Source organism: Streptomyces sp. NPDC058534 (genome assembly GCF_042717365.1).
Lineage (GTDB): Bacteria > Actinomycetota > Actinomycetes > Streptomycetales > Streptomycetaceae > Streptomyces.
Window position 1 is genome coordinate 1 of the sequence record NZ_JBHXNW010000087.1, and the last position, 18,536, is coordinate 18,536.

The window sequence follows — 18,536 nt, forward strand, 5'->3', positions numbered from 1 at the left end:
TCGAACTCGCGACCCGGGAAGCAATAGGGCTCAGGAGAAGAAACGTCGTCCAGCACGGCCACCGCGATGTCGAGCCCAATTGCTCCCCGGGTCGTTACCTCGCGGCAGCGGGCTTGACGCGCTTCGCGCGCCTGACGACTGCCCTCCCGGCAGCCGGGATGAGCGCGAGGCCCGTCCGGTACGGGTGCAAGACGTTCCGGGCTGCGTTGTGGTCGGCGTTGCCCGACCAACCGCAGTCCGGGTTCTTGCACACGAACACGGCCTGACTCTCCCGGCTGCCGGACGTGGTGAAGCCGCACGCCGAGCAGCGCCTGGAGGTGGCGGGGGCGGGGACCCTGACCACGGTGCCGCCGAGCTGGGCGGTCTTGTACGTCAGCATGGTGACCGTCCGGGCCCATGCCTCCCCGCTGATGGAACGGTTCAGCCCAGCCCAACGCGCTGTCCGGGTTCGTCCTCGCGCGCGCCTCGGCCTCGTCCCCGCCCAGGTCGACCGGTCCGTCGCGGCAGCCACCACCCCGGCAACGAGGCTCGTCCTCGCCCTCGCCGCGGTGCACGCCGCCCGAGTCGCCCAGATCGGCACCCTCTTGCTCGACGACGTCGACCTCGGCAACCGGCGGCTGACCATCGCCGGACGCGTCCGCCCGCTCGACGACCTCACCCTGAAAATCCTGGTGGACTGGCTGGAGCACCGGCGAAACCGGTGGCCGAACACCGCGAACCTCCACCTGCTGATCAACAATCAGACCGCGACGAAGACCAGCTGCGCCAGCAACCACTGGATCAGCGCCGCGATGCGTGGACAGGACGCGACGCTGGAGCGGCTCCGTGTCGACCGGCAACTCGAAGAGGCCCTGACCCACGGGCCCGATCCGCTCCACCTCGCCGAGGTGTTCGGGCTCGACGAGAAAACCGCGATGCGCTACGCGGACTCCGCGCGAGCACTACTGGAACAGGCCGCTGAACAGCAGCTTCGATGATGCTCGGGCTTCTGCCGTCAGTTTTCGGGGAGCCGCGACGGCGCGGGTTTCAGTCCGTCCAGGGTGAGGTCGAGGAGGCGTTCGGCCTGCTCTCGCTGCTCGGGTTTGGCCGAGGTGAGGGCGATGCCGGCGAGGGCGGCGAACATGTCGGTCGGGCTGATGTCGGACCGGATCGTTCCGGCCGCGGTGTTGGCGTCCATGAGGGAGGAGAGGGCGGCCTGAATCATCTCGTGACTGTCGGCGTAGGGATTGGTTCCCGAGTTGACGACGGCTCGCAGGGCGTCGGCCATGCCGAGTTTGGCGGTGGCGTAGTCGATGAAGCGGCGAGTCCAGGCTCGCAGGGCCTCAGGCGGCGACATCGCCGCAAGGAGGCCGGGGACGGCGTCGCACAGCCGGGCCACTTCATTGCGGTACGCCGCCTCGATCAGAGCTTCCCTGGTCGGGAAGTTGCGGTAGAGGGTGCCGGTTCCCACGCCCGCTTCTCTGGCGATGCGCTCGAAGTGCGCATCCAGTCCCTCCTCAGTGAACACGCGCACCGCGGCGGCCAGGATCTTGTCCCGGTTCCGCTGTGCGTCAGCCCTCAGCGGGCGTCCTGCATCCCGGGCCGTCAATGGCTCTCCCCTGTCTCCATTTGCTAAGTGGAGGAGCCGCCACTTAGCGTGGGTGAAGTGGCGGAGCCTCCACTTTCACTGTAGGGCATGGGCGCCCCCACTCCTCTACTGGAAGGACTGTCCATCATGTCGGGAATCGAAGGCAAAGTCGTGGCGATCACGGGCGCCAGCAGCGGCATCGGTGAGGCGACCGCGCTCCTCCTCGCCGAGCGCGGCGCGAAGGTCGTCCTCGGGGCACGCCGTCCGGAGCGTCTTGAGGCCCTGGCCGACGGCATCGAAAAGGCCGGCGGTGAAGCCGCCTGGACCCGCACGGACGTGACGCGACACGAGGACCTTTCCGGCCTCGTCAAGCTGGCACGCGATCGATACGGCAAGCTCGACGTCCTCGTCAGCAATGCCGGGATCGGTCTGATCTCCCGTCTGGATGACCTGCGCGTCGAGGACTGGGAGGAGATGATCGACGTCAACCTCAAAGGGGTCCTGTACGGGATCGCCGCAGCCCTTCCCGTTTTCCGGGAGCAGGGCTTTGGGCACTTCGTCAACACCGTGTCCACCGCCGGACTGCGCATCGTGCCGCTCCAGTCGGTGTACGCCGGCACGAAGAACGCCGTGCGCACGATCTCCGAGGGCCTGCGCCAGGAGGCCGGCGACAGCCTGCGCGTGACCGTCGTCTCGCCCGGCGTCGTCCGCACGGACTTCGCAAAGCGCATGGATCCGCCTGTGAAGGGCCAGATCGACAAGATGATGGAGATCGGTCTTTCGCCGGACGCGGTGGCCCGCGCCATCGCCTTCGCCATCGAACAGCCGGACGGTGTCGATGTAGGTGACATCGTCGTTCGCCCCACCGCCCAGGGATAGACCTGCGCAGCCACCCATTCCTATCGAACCCACGGATACCCCCAGCTGACGCACACGGACCGACCCCCGAGTTCCCTCTGAACAAGCTTCAGTTCCGCTGAATCCCGGGCCTCCACGGCCTCGGAGAACATTGGTACATCGGCTATCGGTGAGATTGATCATGGTCCGGGCGGCCTTCGCGCTTCTGCGCTGGTTGCGCCCGCCGCGTATCCGCTGGGAAATCCGCGCCGACATCCACCAGGCCTTCCTCACCCTCGGCCGCGCAATCGTCTGCTGGCGGCGCCTCAAAAGCAGTGCTGATCTGATCCCTCAGCCCGTACCGCCTACCAGTGCCTCGCCGAGCGGGGTGCGCCGGTAGAGCACCGACCGTCCGGACCGGCCGCGGACGAGCAGTCCCGCGCCTCGCAGGATGGCGAGGTGGTCTCCCACAGCGCCGGGTGTCATGGCGAGGCTTCGGGCGAGGTGGCTGGTACTGGCCGGGGCGTCCAGCGCCAACAGCAGCCGGGCTCGGGACCGGCCGACCAGAGCGGTCAGGGCGTCCGGTCGGGGGACGCTCTCTTGTTCGCCCCACAGGGCGGCGGTGCCGCGGGCACGATAGATCAAGGTCCTGGGCCAGGGGTCTTCCAGGTGAGCGGCGATATTCGCGACGAAGACCGAAGGGATCAGCAGGAGCCCGTCGCCGGCGAGGCGGACTGTCCCGACTTGAGGGAAGTGGCCGATCTCGATACCGCCGGCTTGCCAGGCGATGCTCGGGTGCAGGCTCTCGATGGTCGTGACCCATCCGTGTTCGCCGATCACACCCACCCGGTGCACGACGTCGCGCTCACAGATCGCGCGCAGTTGCGGCCAGTCCGTGGCGAGCAGCTCGTGCCAGGCCTGGTCCATCGCCTCGGCGATCCTGGAGACGGCGTCCGTCGAGTCCAGCACTGCGCGTACGCGGGGATCACGGGCGGACGGGCCGGTCGCGTTGGTGGCGATTTCGTGGCGGGCCGCTTCCAGCGGTGTGGCCCGGATCATGGCCAGGTCGTCTGCCCAGGTCTGGTTGAGGCCGCGCGGGGGCGGGGCGACGAAGTTCGGTCCGGATTGCGGGGTGTGCAGGGCGAGGGCGGCGTTCAGTTCGCTCTGAACCCGCGCAACTCGCAGGTCGCTGCCATCCCTTGAACTCGTCGACGGCTGAAGCTGTCAACCTTGCAGACCCTGCACCAGGGCCATCGCTCTGCTGCAGGGGCTTTTGTGTTCAGGTCGTGTCCTTCGTGGCCTCGGCGCGGGTCTTCCGCAGGATCCCGGGGGCGTCGGGGGAGACGAACGAGCCCATGCCGATCTCGGTGTAGACGAGCCCCTCCTTCTTCAGCCCTACGTTGACCTTCGCCGCAGTCGCCGTCGCGATGCCGAACTCCTCCACGAGGTGTTGCACCGAGGGGACGCGTCCGCGCGGCGGGTAGGTGCCGCTTTCGATGCGGTCACGGATGACGGCGGCCACCTGCCGCCAGCGGGGAATGTCGGGCTCGAACTCCATCACCGCCCCATAGTCTCCCTAGTATCCTACGGTTATCGATCTCTAGTTCCCCGTAGAATGCTGTAGAAGGCAGTTGCTAAGATGGGACGCGAGAGACCCCGGCGACGGCTGCAACCCGCCCCGGGGTACGGCACCAGCTGTATAGGAGCTGACGCATGTCCGAGCCTATCCCGCCCCTCGTCTCCTGCGCGGTCGTCTTCCTCGCGGCCGTCGCGACGCTACTGAGCCTGGCCCGTGTGGTGCTGCCCGCCACGACCGTCAGGCGTCTGGCGACTCCCTCGTCCCACGTCACGCCCGTCCGTCCCCACTTCCGTCCGTACCCGGCCCGCCACGCGGCCCCGCTCGCGGGGGAGGCGACCCGCTCCGTACGCCCCTACGTCGTCGCCGCCGAACAGGCGACCCGGCGCCAGGAGCTGGAGCCGGCGGCGCTCGGGCTCGACGGGCCCGGCCCGTACGTGATCCACGGGGTGGAGGTCGCATGAGGTTCGAGTCGGCCTCCGGGGAGAGCCATGAGCCGCGCCGGCTGCCGTGGCCCGATGCGGATGGCAAGCCCGCATACGTCGTCGCCGATCCCAAGCGGCCCGGACCGGTTTCGCGCCGCGCCAACGCGATCGAGGGCACGCAGATGGAGATGGCGGGCGTACTGCTGACGCATGCCCGGCAGCTGGTGGACGAGGCGGGGTTGGAGGAGCTGCGGTATCTCGTGGCGGAGATGACCCGGGTGCTCGCCGACATCCTGCGAATCGCCTCACGGGTGAAGCACTGAGGTACGGGGGCGCAAACGGCCGCACGCTCTCGTAGCGTGCGGCCTACCATCGGGAGCAGGAACCCAGGGAGGCCACCGTGACCGTCTCGGACCTTGACCGCCTGCACTCGCAGCTCAGCCGGTTCGAGGACATGTTCCCCGGCTATCGCATGGAGATTGTCGAGGGCAACATCATGATGAGTCCGGTCAAGCCCCACCACGCCCAGACCATCCGGCTGGTCTGGAATGATCTTGAGGCCCAGCTGGGTCCGGAGTGGGGCTTCGCCAGTGACGTCGCGTTCCCCTTCGACGAGGACAACGAGTTCTGTCCGGACCTGGCCGTCATCCCAGCGGTAGAGGTTGCGAAGAACGCGGGCGCCTACTCGCCCGATCTCATCGAACTGGCCGTCGAAGTCGTCTCCCAGGGCAGCGTCCGGCGCGACTACGAGGTGAAGCCGCTCTGGTATGCCTCCCGCGGCATTGCCAACTATCTGGTTTTCGACCCACTGCGCGGGCAGGTCGTGACCATGTGGAATCCCGGCCCCGACGGATACCGCGGCCGTGACACCCTCACCTACGGCCCCGACCTCACCGTCGAGACTCCCCTGGGCAAGCTGACCGTCCCCACCGACCGTCTCCCCGTGGACCCCAAGGCGACGGACCGGTCCTGAGGACTGCCCCGCCCACCGGTAGGCTCAAGATGTGAACCCAGGAGAAACGCAGCGCGTGCCTTGGATCGTGGGGGTCTCCGGAGCATCCGGTACCCCCTACGCCGCCGCCGTGCTGCGCGCGCTGCTCGCCGCCGGCGAGAGCGTCGACCTGGTGGTCAGCCGGGCCTCGCGGCTCACCCTGCTCGACGAGACCGGCATCTCCTTCCGCGACGCCCACTGGCGGCACGACCTGCGCGAATGGCTGACCCGCGGAGCCGACGGCAAGCCCGGCACCTTCGACGTCGACCTCGGTGACGAGAACGACGAGAACGACGAGGGCGACGACCGGGTACGGCACTGGAGCGCGGGCGACCTCGCGGCCGGGCCGTCCTCCGGGTCGTACCGGACGAGGGGCATGCTGATCGTGCCCGCGTCGACGGCGTGCGTGGCCGGGGTCGCGCTGGGGCTGTCGAAGGACCTGCTCCAGCGGTCGGCGAGCGTGACCCTGAAGGAGGGGCGCAAGCTGGTCGTGGCCGTACGCGAGACCCCGCTGGACGGCCGGACCCTGCGCCACCTGGTGACCCTGGACGACGCGGGAGCGGCCGTGGTGCCCGCGTCCCCCGCCTTCTACGCCGGGGCGACGCACATCCAGGACCTCGTGGACTTCGTCGCCGGACGCGCCCTCGACGCGGCGGGCGTCCCGCACGACCTCTACCGCCGCTGGCGCGGCGACCTCGGCGGGGCCCGCCCCACCACCTGAGCACGACCTCCCCCCACAGCTTTGTTAGTCCACATCCTCAGAACTCTCAGAACTCTCAGATTTCTTCAGTGGAAGGCTTCGATCGCATGGACGCGGTGGACAGGCAGCTCATCCAGGCCCTGAGGGAGAACGGCCGGGCCTCCTACGCGGAGCTGGGGCGCCTCGTCGGACTGTCGGGACCCAGCGTCACCGACCGCATCAACCGGCTGGAGGCGGCCGGCGTCATCACCGGCTACCGGGCGACCGTGGACTCCGCCTCGCTCGGTCTCGGCGTCATCGCCCTGATCGGTATCTCGCTCTCGGACGCCGCCGACCACGAGGACGTGGCGCAGCGGCTGAAGGACCTGAGCGAGATCGAGGACTGCTGGTTCATCGCCGGCGACGACTCCTACATGCTCAAGGTGCGGGCCACCGACGTGGACGGCCTGGAGAGCATCATCCGCCGGCTCTCGGGCACCAAGGGCGTCTCCCGCACCCGCACCACCATCGTGCTCTCCACGAAGTGGGAGAACCGGGTGGGCGAGCTGCCGGAAGAGGTCTGACCGCAGGGGCGTACGGTTTACGAGTCTGTCTCAGAAAGAGGTATCGCATGGACGCCGGGCTCAAGCGGGAGCTGGAGCAGAAGGTCCGCTCCGGGGAGCGGCTGACCCGCGAGGACGGCATCGCGCTGTACGAGTCGGACGATCTCGCCTGGCTCGGCGGCCTCGCGCACGAGGTGCGGACACGGAAGAACGGCGACGTCGTCCACTTCAACGTCAACCGCCACCTCAACATGACCAACGTGTGCACCGCCTCCTGCGCGTACTGCTCCTTCCAGCGCAAGCCGGGGGAGAAGGACGCGTACACGATGCGCATCGAGGAGGCGGTGAAGCTCGCCAAGGCGATGGAGGGCGACAACCTCACCGAGCTGCACATCGTCAACGGCCTGCACCCGAACCTGCCGTGGCGCTACTACCCGCGCTCGCTGCGGGAGCTGAAGGCCGCGCTGCCGGACGTCTCGCTCAAGGCCTTCACGGCCACCGAGATCCACCACTTCGAGACCATCTCCGGGATGTCCGCCTCCGACATCCTGGACGAGCTGATCGACGCCGGTCTGGAGTCCCTGACCGGCGGTGGCGCGGAGATCTTCGACTGGGAGGTGCGGCAGCACATCGTCGACCACCGCACCCACTGGGAGGACTGGTCGCGCATCCACCGCCTGGCGCACGAGAAGGGTCTGAAGACCCCGTGCACCATGCTCTACGGCCACATCGAGGAACCGCGCCACCGCGTGGACCACGTGCTGCGCCTGCGTGAACTCCAGGACGAGACCGGCGGCTTCCAGGTCTTCATCCCGCTGCGCTACCAGCACGACTTCGTGGACATGAAGGACGGCAAGGTCCGCAACCGGCTCCAGGCGCGCACGCAGATGGCGACCGGCGCGGAGGCCCTGAAGACCTTCGCCGTCTCCCGACTCCTCTTCGACAACGTCCCGCACGTCAAGGTCTTCTGGGTCATGCACGGCGTCCAGACGGCCCAGCTGGCCCTCCAGTACGGCGCGGACGACATGGACGGCTCGGTGGTCGAGTACAAGATCACCCACGACGCGGACGACTTCGGCACGCCGAACAAGCTGACGCGGGAGGATCTGCTGGACCTGATCCGCGACGCCGGGTTCCGGCCGGTCGAGCGCAACACGCGTTACGAAATCCTCCGGGAGTTCGAGGGGCCCGACGCGGCACGTCGGGAGTCGCCGCAGCCGATGCGGGTGTGACGTCTCCGGCCGTCCTTCGGGTGCGGGTGCGTGGGGGCTGGTCGCGCAGTTCCCCGCGCCCCTTGAGGGACCTGCACTGGACGCCCCTGAAAGGGGCGCGGGGCTGTATCGATGTGCGGCTCCGCCGCGTGGGCGCGACCAGCCACCCACGACCCGCACCCGCAGGTAATGGCTACCATGGCCCCGTGTCCCTTACCTTCGCCTTCGATCCGCCCGTCACCCCCGGCCTCCGCGACGGCGTACTCGACCTGTGGACCGACGTCTCCAACGCCGGCGGCTCCGTGGGCTTCGTGCCGCCGGTGACGCGGGAGGACATCCGCCCCGAACTGCTCAGACACCTCACCGGCATGGCTGAGGGCCGCACCCGCCTCCTCGTCGGACACGACGCGGAGGGGCAGGTGGCCGCCACCGCCTTCCTCGCCCTGAACACGCACCGGCTGATGGGCCACTGGCTGTGGCTCTACACGGTGATGGTCCACCCGCGCCACCAGGGCCGGGGCTACGGCCGGGACCTGATGTCCGCCGCCGCGGACGCGGCCCGCACCGTCGACGGCATCGGGGCGATACGCCTCACCTGCCGAGGCGGCCTCGGTCTGGAGCGGTTCTACGAGTCCTGCGGCTACAAGGAGGTCGGCCGGGTGCCCGGCGCGATCCGGGTGGCACCGGGCGACGACCGCGACGACATCTTCCTCCTCCTCCCGCTGGCCTGACTCCACCCCCCTGCGGGACCCGCACCCCGGCATGCTTCACTGGGCAGTGCCTCTTTGTGCCAGAAACGGAAGAGTGGATTGAGATGCTCCGGTACACGCTGATGCGCCTCGGGATCTTCGTGGCCTGCCTCGTGGTCGTCTGGGGCCTCGTCTACGCCGGCGCGCTCCCGCGCGGCCTCGGTGACTCCAACGGCATGTGGGTCATCCTGCTCGCCCTGCTGATCTCCGCCCCCATCAGCTACATCGCGCTGCGCAAGGAGCGGGACCGGGCCTCCGTACAGGTCGTCGGCCGGGTGGACCGCATGAAGGCCAACCTGGAGGCCAACCGCGGCCAGGAGGACCTCGCCGACGACTCCGCACGGGCGCAGGCGCGGACGCGGGAGCAGACCTCGTAACGTCCGTCACACCACTCGCACGCCCCGGGTTCCTCATTCACAGGAAACCGGGGCGCTTTGCGTTTTGCGGACGATAGTGGACTCCAGCCTCTCAAAGAGAGGCTTTGAGTGTCCCAAAGCATGGGTGTTAAAGTCGTGTGCATGAAGCAAGCAGCCGCGCCCGCCACACCGCCGAGCCTCGGGCTCGTGGCGCGCCTGCACGTGGACCTCTGTCGGTGCGCGTCCGCGAACTGTCGTCCCTGACGTTCTCCCCCATCCGTCGTTCTCCACGTCAGTCCAGCGCATCCGTCCCCGCGTCCCGTCCCCTTACGGAGCATGTCCGTGTCTTCAGCGTCCTCAGTCACGAAGTACTTCAAGGTGCCCTTCTGGGCCCAGATACTCGCCGGCCTCGTGCTCGGCGTCCTGCTGGGCTGGCTGGCCCGCAGCCAGGACATATCCTGGCTGGTCACCACCCTGGAGAAGGTCGGTGACACCTTCATCGGCCTGCTGAAGCTGGCCGTCGCACCGCTCGTCTTCTTCGCGATCCTGGTGTCGATCACCAACCTGCGGAAGGTCAACAACGCGGCCCGCCTGGCGTCCCGCACCCTCCTCTGGTTCATGATCACCTCGCTGATCGCGGTGGCCATCGGCCTCGTCATCGGCCTGGTCACCAACCCGGGCGCCGGCACCGGTCTCACCCCGGCCGACGGCGCCAAGCCCGAGAGCACGGGCTCCTGGATCGACTTCCTGACCGGCATCGTGCCGACCGACGTCATCACGCCGTTCACCGAGCTGAACGTCCTGCAGATCGTCTTCATGGCCGCCGTCGCCGGCATCGCCGCCCTCCAGCTCGGCGAGAAGGCGCAGCCGATCCTGAACCTGAGCGAGTCGGTCCTCGAACTCCTCCAGAAGGCCCTGTGGTGGGTCATCCGCCTCGCCCCGCTCGGCACCGTCGGCCTCATCGGCAACGCCATCGCCACCTACGGCTGGGACCTGATCGGCAAGTACGCCACCTTCACCGCCGACGTCTACGTCGGCTGCGCCATCGTGATGTTCGTGGTCTACCCGGTGCTGCTCGCCACCGTCGCCAAGGCCAGCCCGCTCCAGTTCTTCAAGGGCGCCTGGCCCGCGATCCAGCTGGCCTTCGTCTCCCGCTCATCGGTCGGCACCATGCCGCTGACCCAGAAGGTCACCGAGCGCCTCGGCGTGCCGAAGGAGTACGCGTCCTTCGCCGTGCCGTTCGGCGCGACGACCAAGATGGACGGCTGCGCCGCGGTCTACCCGGCGATCGCCGCGATCTTCGTCGCGCAGATCTTCGACATCCAGCTCGGCATCGGCGACTACCTGCTGATCGCCTTCGTCTCGGTCGTCGGCTCCGCCGCCACGGCGGGCCTCACCGGCGCCACGGTCATGCTGACCCTGACCCTCTCCACCCTGGGCCTCCCCATGGAGGGCGTCGGCCTCCTCCTCGCCATCGACCCGATCCTGGACATGATGCGCACCGCGACGAATGTTGCCGGCCAGGCGCTCATCCCGGTCATCGTCTCGGCGCGCGAGGGCATCCTCGACCGCAAGGCCTACGACGAGGCGCACGCCTCGCCGATCGACGAGCCGGAGCGCGAGAAGCAGGCACCGGAGCCGGTCCCGGCCCCCGCCTGACCGTCGGGTCCGCGGCGGTGACGTGCTGATCACCGCCGCGCGGACCGTACGCTGATGCGCATGGGTGCCGGGAAGACCAAGCGGATGCCGCGTGCGGTGCGTGAGCAGCAGATGCTGGACGCCGCCGTGCGCGTCTTCGGACAGCGCGGGTACATGGCGGCGTCGATGGACGAGATCGCCGAACTGGCGGGTGTCTCCAAGCCGCTGGTGTACCTGTACCTGAACTCGAAGGACGACCTGTTCACCGCGTGCATCCGGCGCGAGGCCCGGGCCCTCACCGAGGCGGTCCGGGCCGGCGTGCGTCCGGGGCTGTCCGCCGACGGGCAACTGTGGTCGGGGCTGCGGGCGTTCTTCACCCACACCGCGCGGTACCCGGACGCGTGGCGGGTGCTCCACCTGCACGCCCGCACCCACGGCGAGCGGTTCGCGGCCGAGGTGGCGGCGATGCGCGAGGAGATCGTCGCGTTCGTGACGCAGCTCATCGCGGCGGCGGCGCGGGACGCGCACCGGGATCCGCGTCTGCCCGAGGGCGAGGTCGCCGGGCTCGCCGAGGCGCTGGTCGGCGCCGCCGAGTCGCTCGCCGACTGGGCGGGCGCCACCGAGGGCGTCACCGCGAGGCAGGCGGCGGCGACCCTGATGAACTTCGCCTGGGCGGGGCTGGGCGACCTGATGGCGGGCCGCCCCTGGTCCGAGCCCGAGGACGCCGGACCGGAGCCGCTGGCTCAGGCCGCCGGGTAGGGACCGGCCTCGCCGGACAGGTGCAGCCGCCGCCCCGAGTCGCCGCGCAGCTCGAACCGGCCCCCCTCGGCCCCGTACGTCACCGTCCCCGGTAGCAGTACCGGCGCCCGGAACTCGGCCCGCACCACCGCCGCGTCCGGTGTCCCGTGCTCGGCGAGGCACCGGGCCACGGTCCACATGCCGTGCGCGATGGCCCGGGGGAAGCCGAAGAGGCGGGCGGTGAGGGGGTGGAGGTGGATGGGGTTGCGGTCCCCTGAGGCGGCACCGTAGCGCCGGCCTACATCACCGGCGAGGCGCCATTCGAGGCGGGCGGGGAGAGGCGCGGGGTTCGGGGGGCCGCCGCCGGGGGGCTGCCGCCCGGAGTCCGATGCCGCCGGGTGGGCCCACGACGCTCCGCTGCCGTGGGCCGGCGGGCTGTTGCGGCCGGGCTGGGCGTCGTCGTCGGCGGCTCGGTGCTGGCCGGCCAGGGCGCAGCCGGCGGCGGACTGTCGCTGCTCCGGCAGAGGGCCGGAGCCGGGGTCAGGCGCCGGCGCCCCCCGGCCGGGCTCGGCATCGTCGGCGGCTCGGCGATGGCCCGCCGGGGCGCAGTCGGCGGCGGACTGTCGCTGCTCAGGCAGAGGGCCGGAGCCGGGGTCTGGCGCCGGCGACCCGTGTTCCCGGCCGGAGGCCCCCGTACCCCCGTGCCGGGCCAGGTAAGTACTGCGCGACTCCCACACCACCTCCCCGCCCGCCCGGGCCTCCGTCGCCACCGTGGCCTCCGTGCCGCGTCGGTGCGGTGCCAGGGCCTCGACGTACGTGGTGAGTTCGTACACGGCGGTCGCGGGCATGACGGCGTACCGGGTGATGGCGATCGACGTGTGGACGAGCCCGAGCAGGGGCAGCGGGAAGTCCCGGCCGCTCATCAGGCGCATGGCCAGCGGGAAGCCCAGGACGTGCGGATACGTCACCGGAAGCGCGTCCGCCCCGGTGGGAAAGCCGCACACCCGCTCGTACGCCGCCAGCCGCGCCAGGTCCACGCGCAGGCCGGGCAGGACCAGCCGGGTGCGGGGGAAGTCCGCGTCCGGGCGGGGCCGCTTGAGGGGCGACAGCAGGGCGCCGCGGGCGAGCAGCGGCGCGAGAGCGGGCGGCCCGGTCAGGGTGGTGGTCGTGGGGTTCGCGGTGGTCATCACGCCCCCAGCAGGCTCTGGCCGCAGACCCGGACGACCTGGCCGTTGACCGCGCCGGACGCCGGGTGGGCGAGCCAGGCGGTGGTCTCGGCGACGTCGACGGGCAGGCCGCCCTGGGCGAGGGAGTTCATACGCCGGCCCGCCTCGCGGATGAAGAGTGGGACGGCCGCGGTCATCCGCGTCTCGATGAACCCCGGCGCCACCGCGTTCACCGTCACCCCGTGCTCGGCCACCGCGCGCGGCGCGAGCGAACGGACCAGGCCGACGATCCCCGCCTTGCTCGCGCCGTAGTTGGTCTGGCCCGCGTTGCCCGCGAGCCCGGCGATGGAGGCCGTCGCCACGATCCGCCCGCCCCGGTTGACCGCGCCCGCGGCGAGCAGCGCGTCCGTGGTGCGCAGGACGCTCGCGAGGTTGACGTCGAGGACGGAACTCCAGCGGTCGGCGGGCATGTTGGCCAGGCGCCGGTCGCGGGTGATGCCCGCGTTGTGGATCAGTACGTCGAGCCCGCCGGGCACGGCGGCGGCGATGCGCTCGCCCGCGTCGGCCGCCGTGATGTCGAGCGCGAGGGCCGTGCCGCCGAGGCGTTCCGCGGCCCGGCGTGCCTCGTCCTCGGCCTGCGGTACGTCGAGGACGACGACCTGGGCGCCCTGCCCGGCCAGCGTCTCGGCGACGGCCGCGCCGATGCCGCGGGCGGCGCCGGTGACCAGCGCGGTGCGTCCGGCCAGCGGCAGCTCCCAGTCGTCCGGGACGGCGATCCGGTCCGCGTCGCCGACCTCGACGACCTGGCCGCTGACGTAGGCGGAGGCGGGGGAGAGGAGGAAGCGGAGGGTGGACTCGGCTGCGTCGGCGCGGGCCGCGTCGGTGAGCCGGACCAGGTTGACCGTCCTGCCCCGCCCGATCTCCTTGCCGAGCGAGCGCGTGAAGCCCTCCAACGCCTGCTGGACGGCGGCCTGGTGATGGTCGGCCGGGTCGGGCCGCGTGCCGAGCACCACCACCCGTCCGCTCGTCGCGACGGACCGTACGACGGGGTGCAGCGCGGCGTGCACCTCGGCGAGCGCGTCGACGTCCCGCACTCCGGTGGCGTCGAGGACGACGGCGGCCGGGCGGCCGGTGTCGTCCGCGCCGAGGCCGGTGCGGGCGAGGACGGGCGCGAGGTCGAGGTCCGTCTTGCCGGCGGTGAGGTGGAGCAGGCCGCCGGAGAGCGCGCGGCGTTCGAGCGCGGCGGGCTGCGGCAGTCCCAGCCGCCGGGTGAGGAAGCGGCCGGGCGCGGTGCCGGTGAAGCTGAGATAGCGGTCGGCCATGTCCTGTCTCCCCAAGTCCTCTGTCCTACCCACATGTGCTTACTCTGGAGTAAGGTTACCGGCGGTAAGTCTACGTCACGGGTGAGGAGCAGGTCGAGATGAGCCCTCTGGTACCGCAGCCCACGCGCCGCGTCGCGGTCATCGGCGGCGCCCGCGTCCCCTTCGCCCGCTCCGACGGGCCCTACGCCACCGCGTCCAACCAGGAGATGCTCACCGCGGCCCTCGACGCCCTGGTCGGCCGCCACGGCCTCCAGGAGCCCGGCGCCGTCGGCGAGTTCGTGGCCGGCGCCGTCCTCAAGCACAGCCGCGACTTCAACCTAGCCCGCGAGACCGTCCTCGGCTCGGCACTCGACCCGCGCACCCCCGCGTACGACATCCAGCAGGCCTGCGGCACCGGGCTCCAGGCCGTGATCGCCGCCGCCAACAAGATCGCCCTCGGGCAGACCGAGTCGGCGATCGCGGGCGGCGCGGACACGGCGAGCGACGCCCCGCTCGGCGTCAACGACCGCCTGCGCCGCATCCTGCTGGAGGCCCGCCGCGCGAAGTCCCTCGGCGGCCGGGCGAAGGCGCTGGCGAAGATCCGGCCGGGCCACCTGGTCCCCGACATCCCGCGCAACGCCGAGCCGCGCACCGGCCTGTCGATGGGCGAGCACGCCGCGGCCACCGCCCGGGTCTGGGGCATCGCCCGCGAGGCCCAGGACGAACTGGCCGCGACCAGCCACCAGCGGCTGGCGGCCGCCTACGAACGCGGCCTGTTCCAGGACCTCGTGGTCCCCTTCCGAGGCCTGGCCCGCGACCAGAACCTGCGCCCGGGCTCGACGGTGGAGAAACTGGCCGCGCTGAAGCCGGTGTTCGGACTCTCCGGCGCCGAACCGACCATGACGGCGGGCAACTCCACGCCCCTGACGGACGGCGCGGCCACCGTGCTGCTGGCGAGCGAGGAGTGGGCCGAGGCCCGGGGTCTTGAACCGCTGGCGTATCTGACGGCGTACGAGACGGCGGCCGTGGACTTCGTCGGCGGCGACGCGGCCGGCGGCGAGGACGGGCTGCTGATGGCCCCGGCGTACGCGGTCCCGCGCATGCTGGAGCGCGCCGGGCTCGGGATCGAGGACTTCGACCTCGTCGAGATCCACGAGGCGTTCGCCTCCCAGGTGCTGGCCACGCTGGCCGCCTGGGAGAAGCGCGGCCTGGCCCCGGTCGACCGGACCCGCCTCAACGCGGCCGGCTCCTCCCTCGCCACCGGCCACCCCTTCGCCGCGACGGGTGCCCGCGTCGTGGCGACCCTGGCCACCCTGCTCGCCGAGCGGGAGGGCCCGGGGCGCGGCCTGATCTCCGTCTGCGCGGCGGGCGGCCAGGGCGTGACGGCCATTCTGGAACGAACGTGACCTACCCTCAGGTAACCCCCGAGACTGCACACCCCCGCCGCCGGACCATCCCCGAACAAGCACCAACTCCCCACGCGAGCCCCGTACGATCCCGACACTGACCGCCGGTAACCCCGCCTGCCCGGTACCGGCGATGAACGCCTCGGCGCGCGAGGCACGTACGTCATGCAGCAGAGCACCGACCGCAGAGCGGTGTCGCCGCTGCACGTCCCAGGAGCCGCCCGTGTCCACCCCGCTTCCCTCCTTCGCCGCATCCGCCGCCTACGCCGACTCGCCCGGCCCCACCCTGGTGGCGCCCGAGACGCGGCGGCTGGACGGCGCCGTACGGGAGGCCTACGTACCGCCGTTCGCCCCGCCGGTGCGCCGCGGGTCCCTCGCCGACCTGCCCTTCGACAACGCGGCCGCGGCCGGGGACCAGGTCGTCCTCAGCCGCAGGTCGGCGGAGGGCGACTGGTCCGACGTGACGGCGGCCCGGTTCGCCGCGCAGGTCCTCGCGGTGGCCAAGGGCATGATCGCGGAGGGCCTGATGCCGGGCGACCGCATCGCGATCATGGCGCGGACGACGTACGAGTGGACGCTGCTCGACTTCGCCGCGTGGGCGGCCGGCCTGGTCACCGTCCCCGTCTACCCGACCTCCTCCCTCTTCCAGACCCGCTGGATCCTCCAGGACTCCGGCGCGGTCACCCTCGTCACCGAGACCACCGCGCAGGCCGCGGCCCTCGGCCCCGAGCTGGACCGCATCCCCGACCTCCAGCACCTGTGGGTCATGGAGAAGGGACACGTGGAGCGGCTGGCGGAGCTGGGCGCGCAGGTGCCGGACGCGGAGGTCGACGTACGCCGCGGCATGCTCGGCCCCAGCACCCTCGCCACCCTCATCTACACCTCCGGCACCACCGGCCGCCCCAAGGGCTGCGTGCTCACCCACGGCAATTTCTTCGCCGAGGTCGACAACGCGATCGAGCTGCTCTACCCCGTCTTCAAGGCGGAGACCGGCGAGGAGCCCTCGATCCTGCTCTTCCTGCCGATGTCCCACGTCTTCGGCCGCATGGTCGCCGTGGCCTGCGTCCGCGCCCGGGTCCGCCTCGGCCACGCCCCGAGCCTGAAGCCGGCGGACCTGCTCCCCGACCTCGCCGCCTTCCGCCCGACCTGCCTGCTGACCATCCCGTACATGCTGGAGAAGATCTTCAACGGCGCCCGCGCCAAGGCCGAGTCCGGCGGCCGGGCCTCCGCCTTCGACCGCGCCGCCTCGGTGGCCGTGCGCTACGGCGAGGCCCGGGAGGCCCGCCAGACCGGCACGGGCAGCGGACCAGGCCGCGGCCTGAAGACCGCCCGCGCCTTCTACGACCCCCTCGTCTACCGCAAGATCCGCAACGCCATGGGCGGCCGGGTCAGGTACGCCATCTGCGGCGGCTCCCCGCTCGGCCGCCGCCTCGCCGCCTTCTACGCCGGCGCCGGCATCGAGATCTTCGAGGGCTACGGCCTCACCGAGACCACGGCCGCCGCCACCGTCACGCCCCCGCTCAAGCCGCGCCTCGGCACGGTCGGCTGGCCACTGCCCGGCACCCGCATCCGCATCGCCGCCGACGGCGAGATCCTCGTCGCCGGCGAGCAGGTCCTGCACGGCTACTGGGAGCCGCAGGCGGGCGGCGTCGTCCCGGCCGCCCCCGACGGCTGGTTCGCCACCGGCGACATCGGCAGCCTGGACGACGAGGGGTACCTGACGATCACCGGCCGCAAGAAGGAGCTGCTGATCACCGCGGGCGGCAAGAGCGTGGCCCCGGCCCCGCTGGAGAACTGGCTGCGCTCCCACCCCCTGATCTCCCAGTGCATCGTCCTGGGCGACCGCCGCCCCTACGTCTCCGCCCTGTTCACCCTCGACCCGGACGGTGTCACCCACTGGCGCCGCATGAACGGCAAGCACCCGGTGCCGCCGGAGCTGCTCACCGACGACGAGGAGGTCCTGGCGCTGCTCCAGCGCGCGGTCGACGAGGCCAACAAGCTGGTCTCCCGCCCGGAGTCCATCCGCCGCTTCGCCGTCCTGCCGAGGGACTTCACGGAGTGGGAGGGCCACCTGACCCCCTCGATGAAGCTGCGCCGAGAGGTGATCATGCGGGACTTCGCGGGCGCGGTGGAGGGCCTGTACGAGACGTAGGCCGCGCGTCTGCTTCAGCGGCGGGCGATCAGGCAGGCCTGCGGGACCTGCGAGGAGGTATCCGCTTCCGGTACGCGCACGGTCCGCGACAGCACGGTGAAGCCGGCCCGTTCCAGCAGCTCGGCCATCGCCTCCGGCCGCCGTCGCTCGAACTCCAGGGCGACCGGGTGGCCCCACGGGCGGTCGTGCCGCAGCGGCTCGTCGCCGACCTGGAAGCCGAGCAGCAGATACCCGCCCGGGGCCAGCACGCGCCGGATCTCCCCGAAGAGGTCCGGCAGCCGCTCCGCCGGCGTGTGGATCGACGAGTACCAGGAGACGGCCCCCGCGAGGGCGCCGTCGGGCAGGTCCAGCTCCAGCATCGAACCCTGCTCGAACCGCAGCCCCGGATTCTCGCGGCGCGCGATCGCGAGCATGGACGCGGACAGGTCCAGGCCGAAGACCCGCAGCCCCAGCGAGGCGAGGTGCGCGGTGACCAGGCCGGGCCCGCAGCCGAGGTCGGCGACCTGTCCGTGCGGTCCCACCAGCTCGGCGAAGGCGCCCATCAGCGCCCGGTCGAGCGGGGCGTCGGCGAGGACGGAGCGGAAGCGGGCGTGGTAGTCCTCGGCGATGGCGTCGTAGAAGGTCCGGGTGGTGGTCACGAAGGCGGCGTCAGTCATGGCGGGACCCTAGCGGCAGGCACTGACAGCCGCCCCGGGCGGGATGATCACCGAGAGTCCGGAAAGCGCGGGCGCAAAGGGCAGGAGCCCCGTCGCCGGAACGGCGCGGGGCTCCTTGGGTACTGCTGTCAATCAGACAGGAGTGACGTTCTCCGCCTGCGGGCCCTTGGGACCCTGCGTGACGTCGAAGTTCACCTGCTGGTTCTCCTCGAGGGAACGGAATCCCTGAGCGTTGATCGCGGAGTAGTGGACGAAGACGTCCGGGCCGCCGCCTTCTTGGGCGATGAAACCAAAGCCCTTTTCGGCGTTGAACCACTTCACGGTTCCGGTAGCCATAAGCCCTCCTTGGGCCCAAAGGGTTGCCCTGCTCCAGAACCAGCAAATGTGAAGACGGGAATTCCGCACAACTGCATACGTCTGAGAACGACGAGAGCCCGCGGTCACATTCTCCGCAGGCTCTGTACTGCAAGGGAAACCAAACTGCAACTTGCTGTGAGCCTAGCACGTGGGCACCTGAGCGCAACA

Annotated in this window: 22 protein-coding genes and 1 pseudogene; 15 read left to right on the top strand and 8 right to left on the bottom strand. The window is 71.0% G+C overall.

The features are described 5' to 3' along the window. Positions 1-94: 94 nt before the first annotated feature. A pseudogene (locus tag ACFWR9_RS36035) lies at positions 95-433 on the bottom strand (zinc ribbon domain-containing protein); the annotation flags it as partial. Between the two features lie 115 nt (positions 434-548). On the opposite strand from ACFWR9_RS36035, the gene ACFWR9_RS36040 reads away from it, so the two are divergent. Continuing rightward, a complete protein-coding gene (locus ACFWR9_RS36040) occupies positions 549-977 on the top strand; it encodes a hypothetical protein (RefSeq protein WP_383849986.1) in 429 nt (142 codons plus the stop codon). Positions 978-994: 17 nt separating this feature from the next. On the opposite strand, the gene ACFWR9_RS36045 is transcribed toward ACFWR9_RS36040, so the two are convergent. Continuing rightward, positions 995-1,588: a TetR/AcrR family transcriptional regulator gene (locus ACFWR9_RS36045; RefSeq protein ID WP_383849988.1), complete on the bottom strand. Its 594-nt coding sequence runs from the start codon at positions 1,586-1,588 to the stop codon at positions 995-997. Between the two features lie 126 nt (positions 1,589-1,714). Here ACFWR9_RS36045 and ACFWR9_RS36050 point away from each other — a divergent pair, with 126 nt between their 5' ends. Further along, positions 1,715-2,446, top strand: coding sequence for an SDR family oxidoreductase (locus ACFWR9_RS36050; protein ID WP_383849991.1), 732 nt, complete (start codon positions 1,715-1,717; stop codon positions 2,444-2,446). 309 nt (positions 2,447-2,755) lie between these two features. Here ACFWR9_RS36050 and ACFWR9_RS36055 read toward each other — a convergent pair whose 3' ends face one another. Then, positions 2,756-3,463, bottom strand: a complete 708-nt coding sequence (locus ACFWR9_RS36055; RefSeq protein WP_383849993.1) for an ArsR/SmtB family transcription factor — start codon at positions 3,461-3,463, stop codon at positions 2,756-2,758. Positions 3,464-3,683: 220 nt separating this feature from the next. After that, the gene (locus ACFWR9_RS36060; protein WP_383850066.1) at positions 3,684-3,962 is read right to left on the bottom strand and encodes a GntR family transcriptional regulator; all 279 of its coding nucleotides are present in this window, start codon (positions 3,960-3,962) and stop codon (positions 3,684-3,686) included. Between the two features lie 155 nt (positions 3,963-4,117). Between ACFWR9_RS36060 and ACFWR9_RS36065 the strand changes: the two genes are divergently transcribed. The 11 genes from ACFWR9_RS36065 to ACFWR9_RS36115 all read left to right on the top strand — a co-directional run bounded on the left by ACFWR9_RS36065 (position 4,118) and on the right by ACFWR9_RS36115 (position 11,351). Further along, the gene (locus ACFWR9_RS36065) at positions 4,118-4,444 is read left to right on the top strand and encodes a hypothetical protein (protein WP_383849996.1); all 327 of its coding nucleotides are present in this window, start codon (positions 4,118-4,120) and stop codon (positions 4,442-4,444) included. Continuing rightward, entirely contained in the window at positions 4,441-4,728 is a 288-nt protein-coding gene (locus ACFWR9_RS36070; RefSeq protein ID WP_383849998.1) for a hypothetical protein, read from the top strand. The genes ACFWR9_RS36065 and ACFWR9_RS36070 overlap by 4 nt, the downstream gene beginning before the upstream one ends. A gap of 77 nt (positions 4,729-4,805) precedes the next feature. Beyond that, on the top strand, positions 4,806-5,378 hold the full coding sequence (locus tag ACFWR9_RS36075) for a Uma2 family endonuclease (RefSeq protein WP_383850001.1): 573 nt from the start codon (positions 4,806-4,808) through the stop codon (positions 5,376-5,378). A gap of 55 nt (positions 5,379-5,433) precedes the next feature. Beyond that, positions 5,434-6,117, top strand: coding sequence for a UbiX family flavin prenyltransferase (locus tag ACFWR9_RS36080; RefSeq protein WP_383850004.1), 684 nt, complete (start codon positions 5,434-5,436; stop codon positions 6,115-6,117). Between the two features lie 86 nt (positions 6,118-6,203). Further along, positions 6,204-6,659, top strand: coding sequence for an Lrp/AsnC family transcriptional regulator (locus ACFWR9_RS36085; RefSeq protein WP_064729209.1), 456 nt, complete (start codon positions 6,204-6,206; stop codon positions 6,657-6,659). Between the two features lie 47 nt (positions 6,660-6,706). Further along, positions 6,707-7,870, top strand: coding sequence for an aminofutalosine synthase MqnE (mqnE, locus tag ACFWR9_RS36090; protein ID WP_383850007.1), 1,164 nt, complete (start codon positions 6,707-6,709; stop codon positions 7,868-7,870). 185 nt (positions 7,871-8,055) lie between these two features. Beyond that, on the top strand, positions 8,056-8,580 hold the full coding sequence (locus ACFWR9_RS36095; protein ID WP_383850009.1) for a GNAT family N-acetyltransferase: 525 nt from the start codon (positions 8,056-8,058) through the stop codon (positions 8,578-8,580). A gap of 83 nt (positions 8,581-8,663) precedes the next feature. Further along, a complete protein-coding gene (locus ACFWR9_RS36100; RefSeq protein WP_383850011.1) occupies positions 8,664-8,975 on the top strand; it encodes a DUF4229 domain-containing protein in 312 nt (103 codons plus the stop codon). A gap of 141 nt (positions 8,976-9,116) precedes the next feature. Next, on the top strand, positions 9,117-9,218 hold the full coding sequence (locus tag ACFWR9_RS36105; protein ID WP_312023977.1) for a putative leader peptide: 102 nt from the start codon (positions 9,117-9,119) through the stop codon (positions 9,216-9,218). 72 nt (positions 9,219-9,290) lie between these two features. After that, complete coding sequence (locus ACFWR9_RS36110) at positions 9,291-10,613, top strand: dicarboxylate/amino acid:cation symporter (protein WP_383850013.1); 1,323 nt, start codon at positions 9,291-9,293, stop codon at positions 10,611-10,613. 60 nt (positions 10,614-10,673) lie between these two features. After that, a complete protein-coding gene (locus ACFWR9_RS36115; protein WP_383850015.1) occupies positions 10,674-11,351 on the top strand; it encodes a TetR/AcrR family transcriptional regulator in 678 nt (225 codons plus the stop codon). Here the strand turns inward: ACFWR9_RS36115 and ACFWR9_RS36120 are convergent. Beyond that, positions 11,336-12,517: a MaoC/PaaZ C-terminal domain-containing protein gene (locus ACFWR9_RS36120; RefSeq protein ID WP_383850018.1), complete on the bottom strand. Its 1,182-nt coding sequence runs from the start codon at positions 12,515-12,517 to the stop codon at positions 11,336-11,338. The genes ACFWR9_RS36115 and ACFWR9_RS36120 overlap by 16 nt on opposite strands. Further along, positions 12,517-13,818 carry a 3-oxoacyl-ACP reductase gene (locus ACFWR9_RS36125; protein ID WP_383850020.1) on the bottom strand — a complete coding sequence of 434 codons (1,302 nt, stop codon included), beginning with the start codon at positions 13,816-13,818 and terminating at the stop codon, positions 12,517-12,519. Before ACFWR9_RS36125 ends, ACFWR9_RS36120 begins: the two co-directional genes overlap by 1 nt. Before the next feature lie 98 nt (positions 13,819-13,916). On the opposite strand from ACFWR9_RS36125, the gene ACFWR9_RS36130 reads away from it, so the two are divergent. Then, complete coding sequence (locus ACFWR9_RS36130) at positions 13,917-15,203, top strand: acetyl-CoA C-acetyltransferase (protein ID WP_383850023.1); 1,287 nt, start codon at positions 13,917-13,919, stop codon at positions 15,201-15,203. A gap of 223 nt (positions 15,204-15,426) precedes the next feature. Continuing rightward, positions 15,427-17,355, top strand: a complete 1,929-nt coding sequence (locus ACFWR9_RS36135) for an AMP-dependent synthetase/ligase (RefSeq protein ID WP_383850026.1) — start codon at positions 15,427-15,429, stop codon at positions 17,353-17,355. Positions 17,356-17,369: 14 nt separating this feature from the next. Here the strand turns inward: ACFWR9_RS36135 and ACFWR9_RS36140 are convergent, their stop codons facing one another. Together ACFWR9_RS36140 and ACFWR9_RS36145 are read right to left on the bottom strand one after the other, a co-directional pair. After that, the gene (locus tag ACFWR9_RS36140; protein WP_383850028.1) at positions 17,370-18,011 is read right to left on the bottom strand and encodes a class I SAM-dependent DNA methyltransferase; all 642 of its coding nucleotides are present in this window, start codon (positions 18,009-18,011) and stop codon (positions 17,370-17,372) included. 132 nt (positions 18,012-18,143) lie between these two features. Next, positions 18,144-18,347 carry a cold-shock protein gene (locus ACFWR9_RS36145; protein WP_383850031.1) on the bottom strand — a complete coding sequence of 68 codons (204 nt, stop codon included), beginning with the start codon at positions 18,345-18,347 and terminating at the stop codon, positions 18,144-18,146. Between the last annotated feature and the right edge of the window lie 189 nt (positions 18,348-18,536).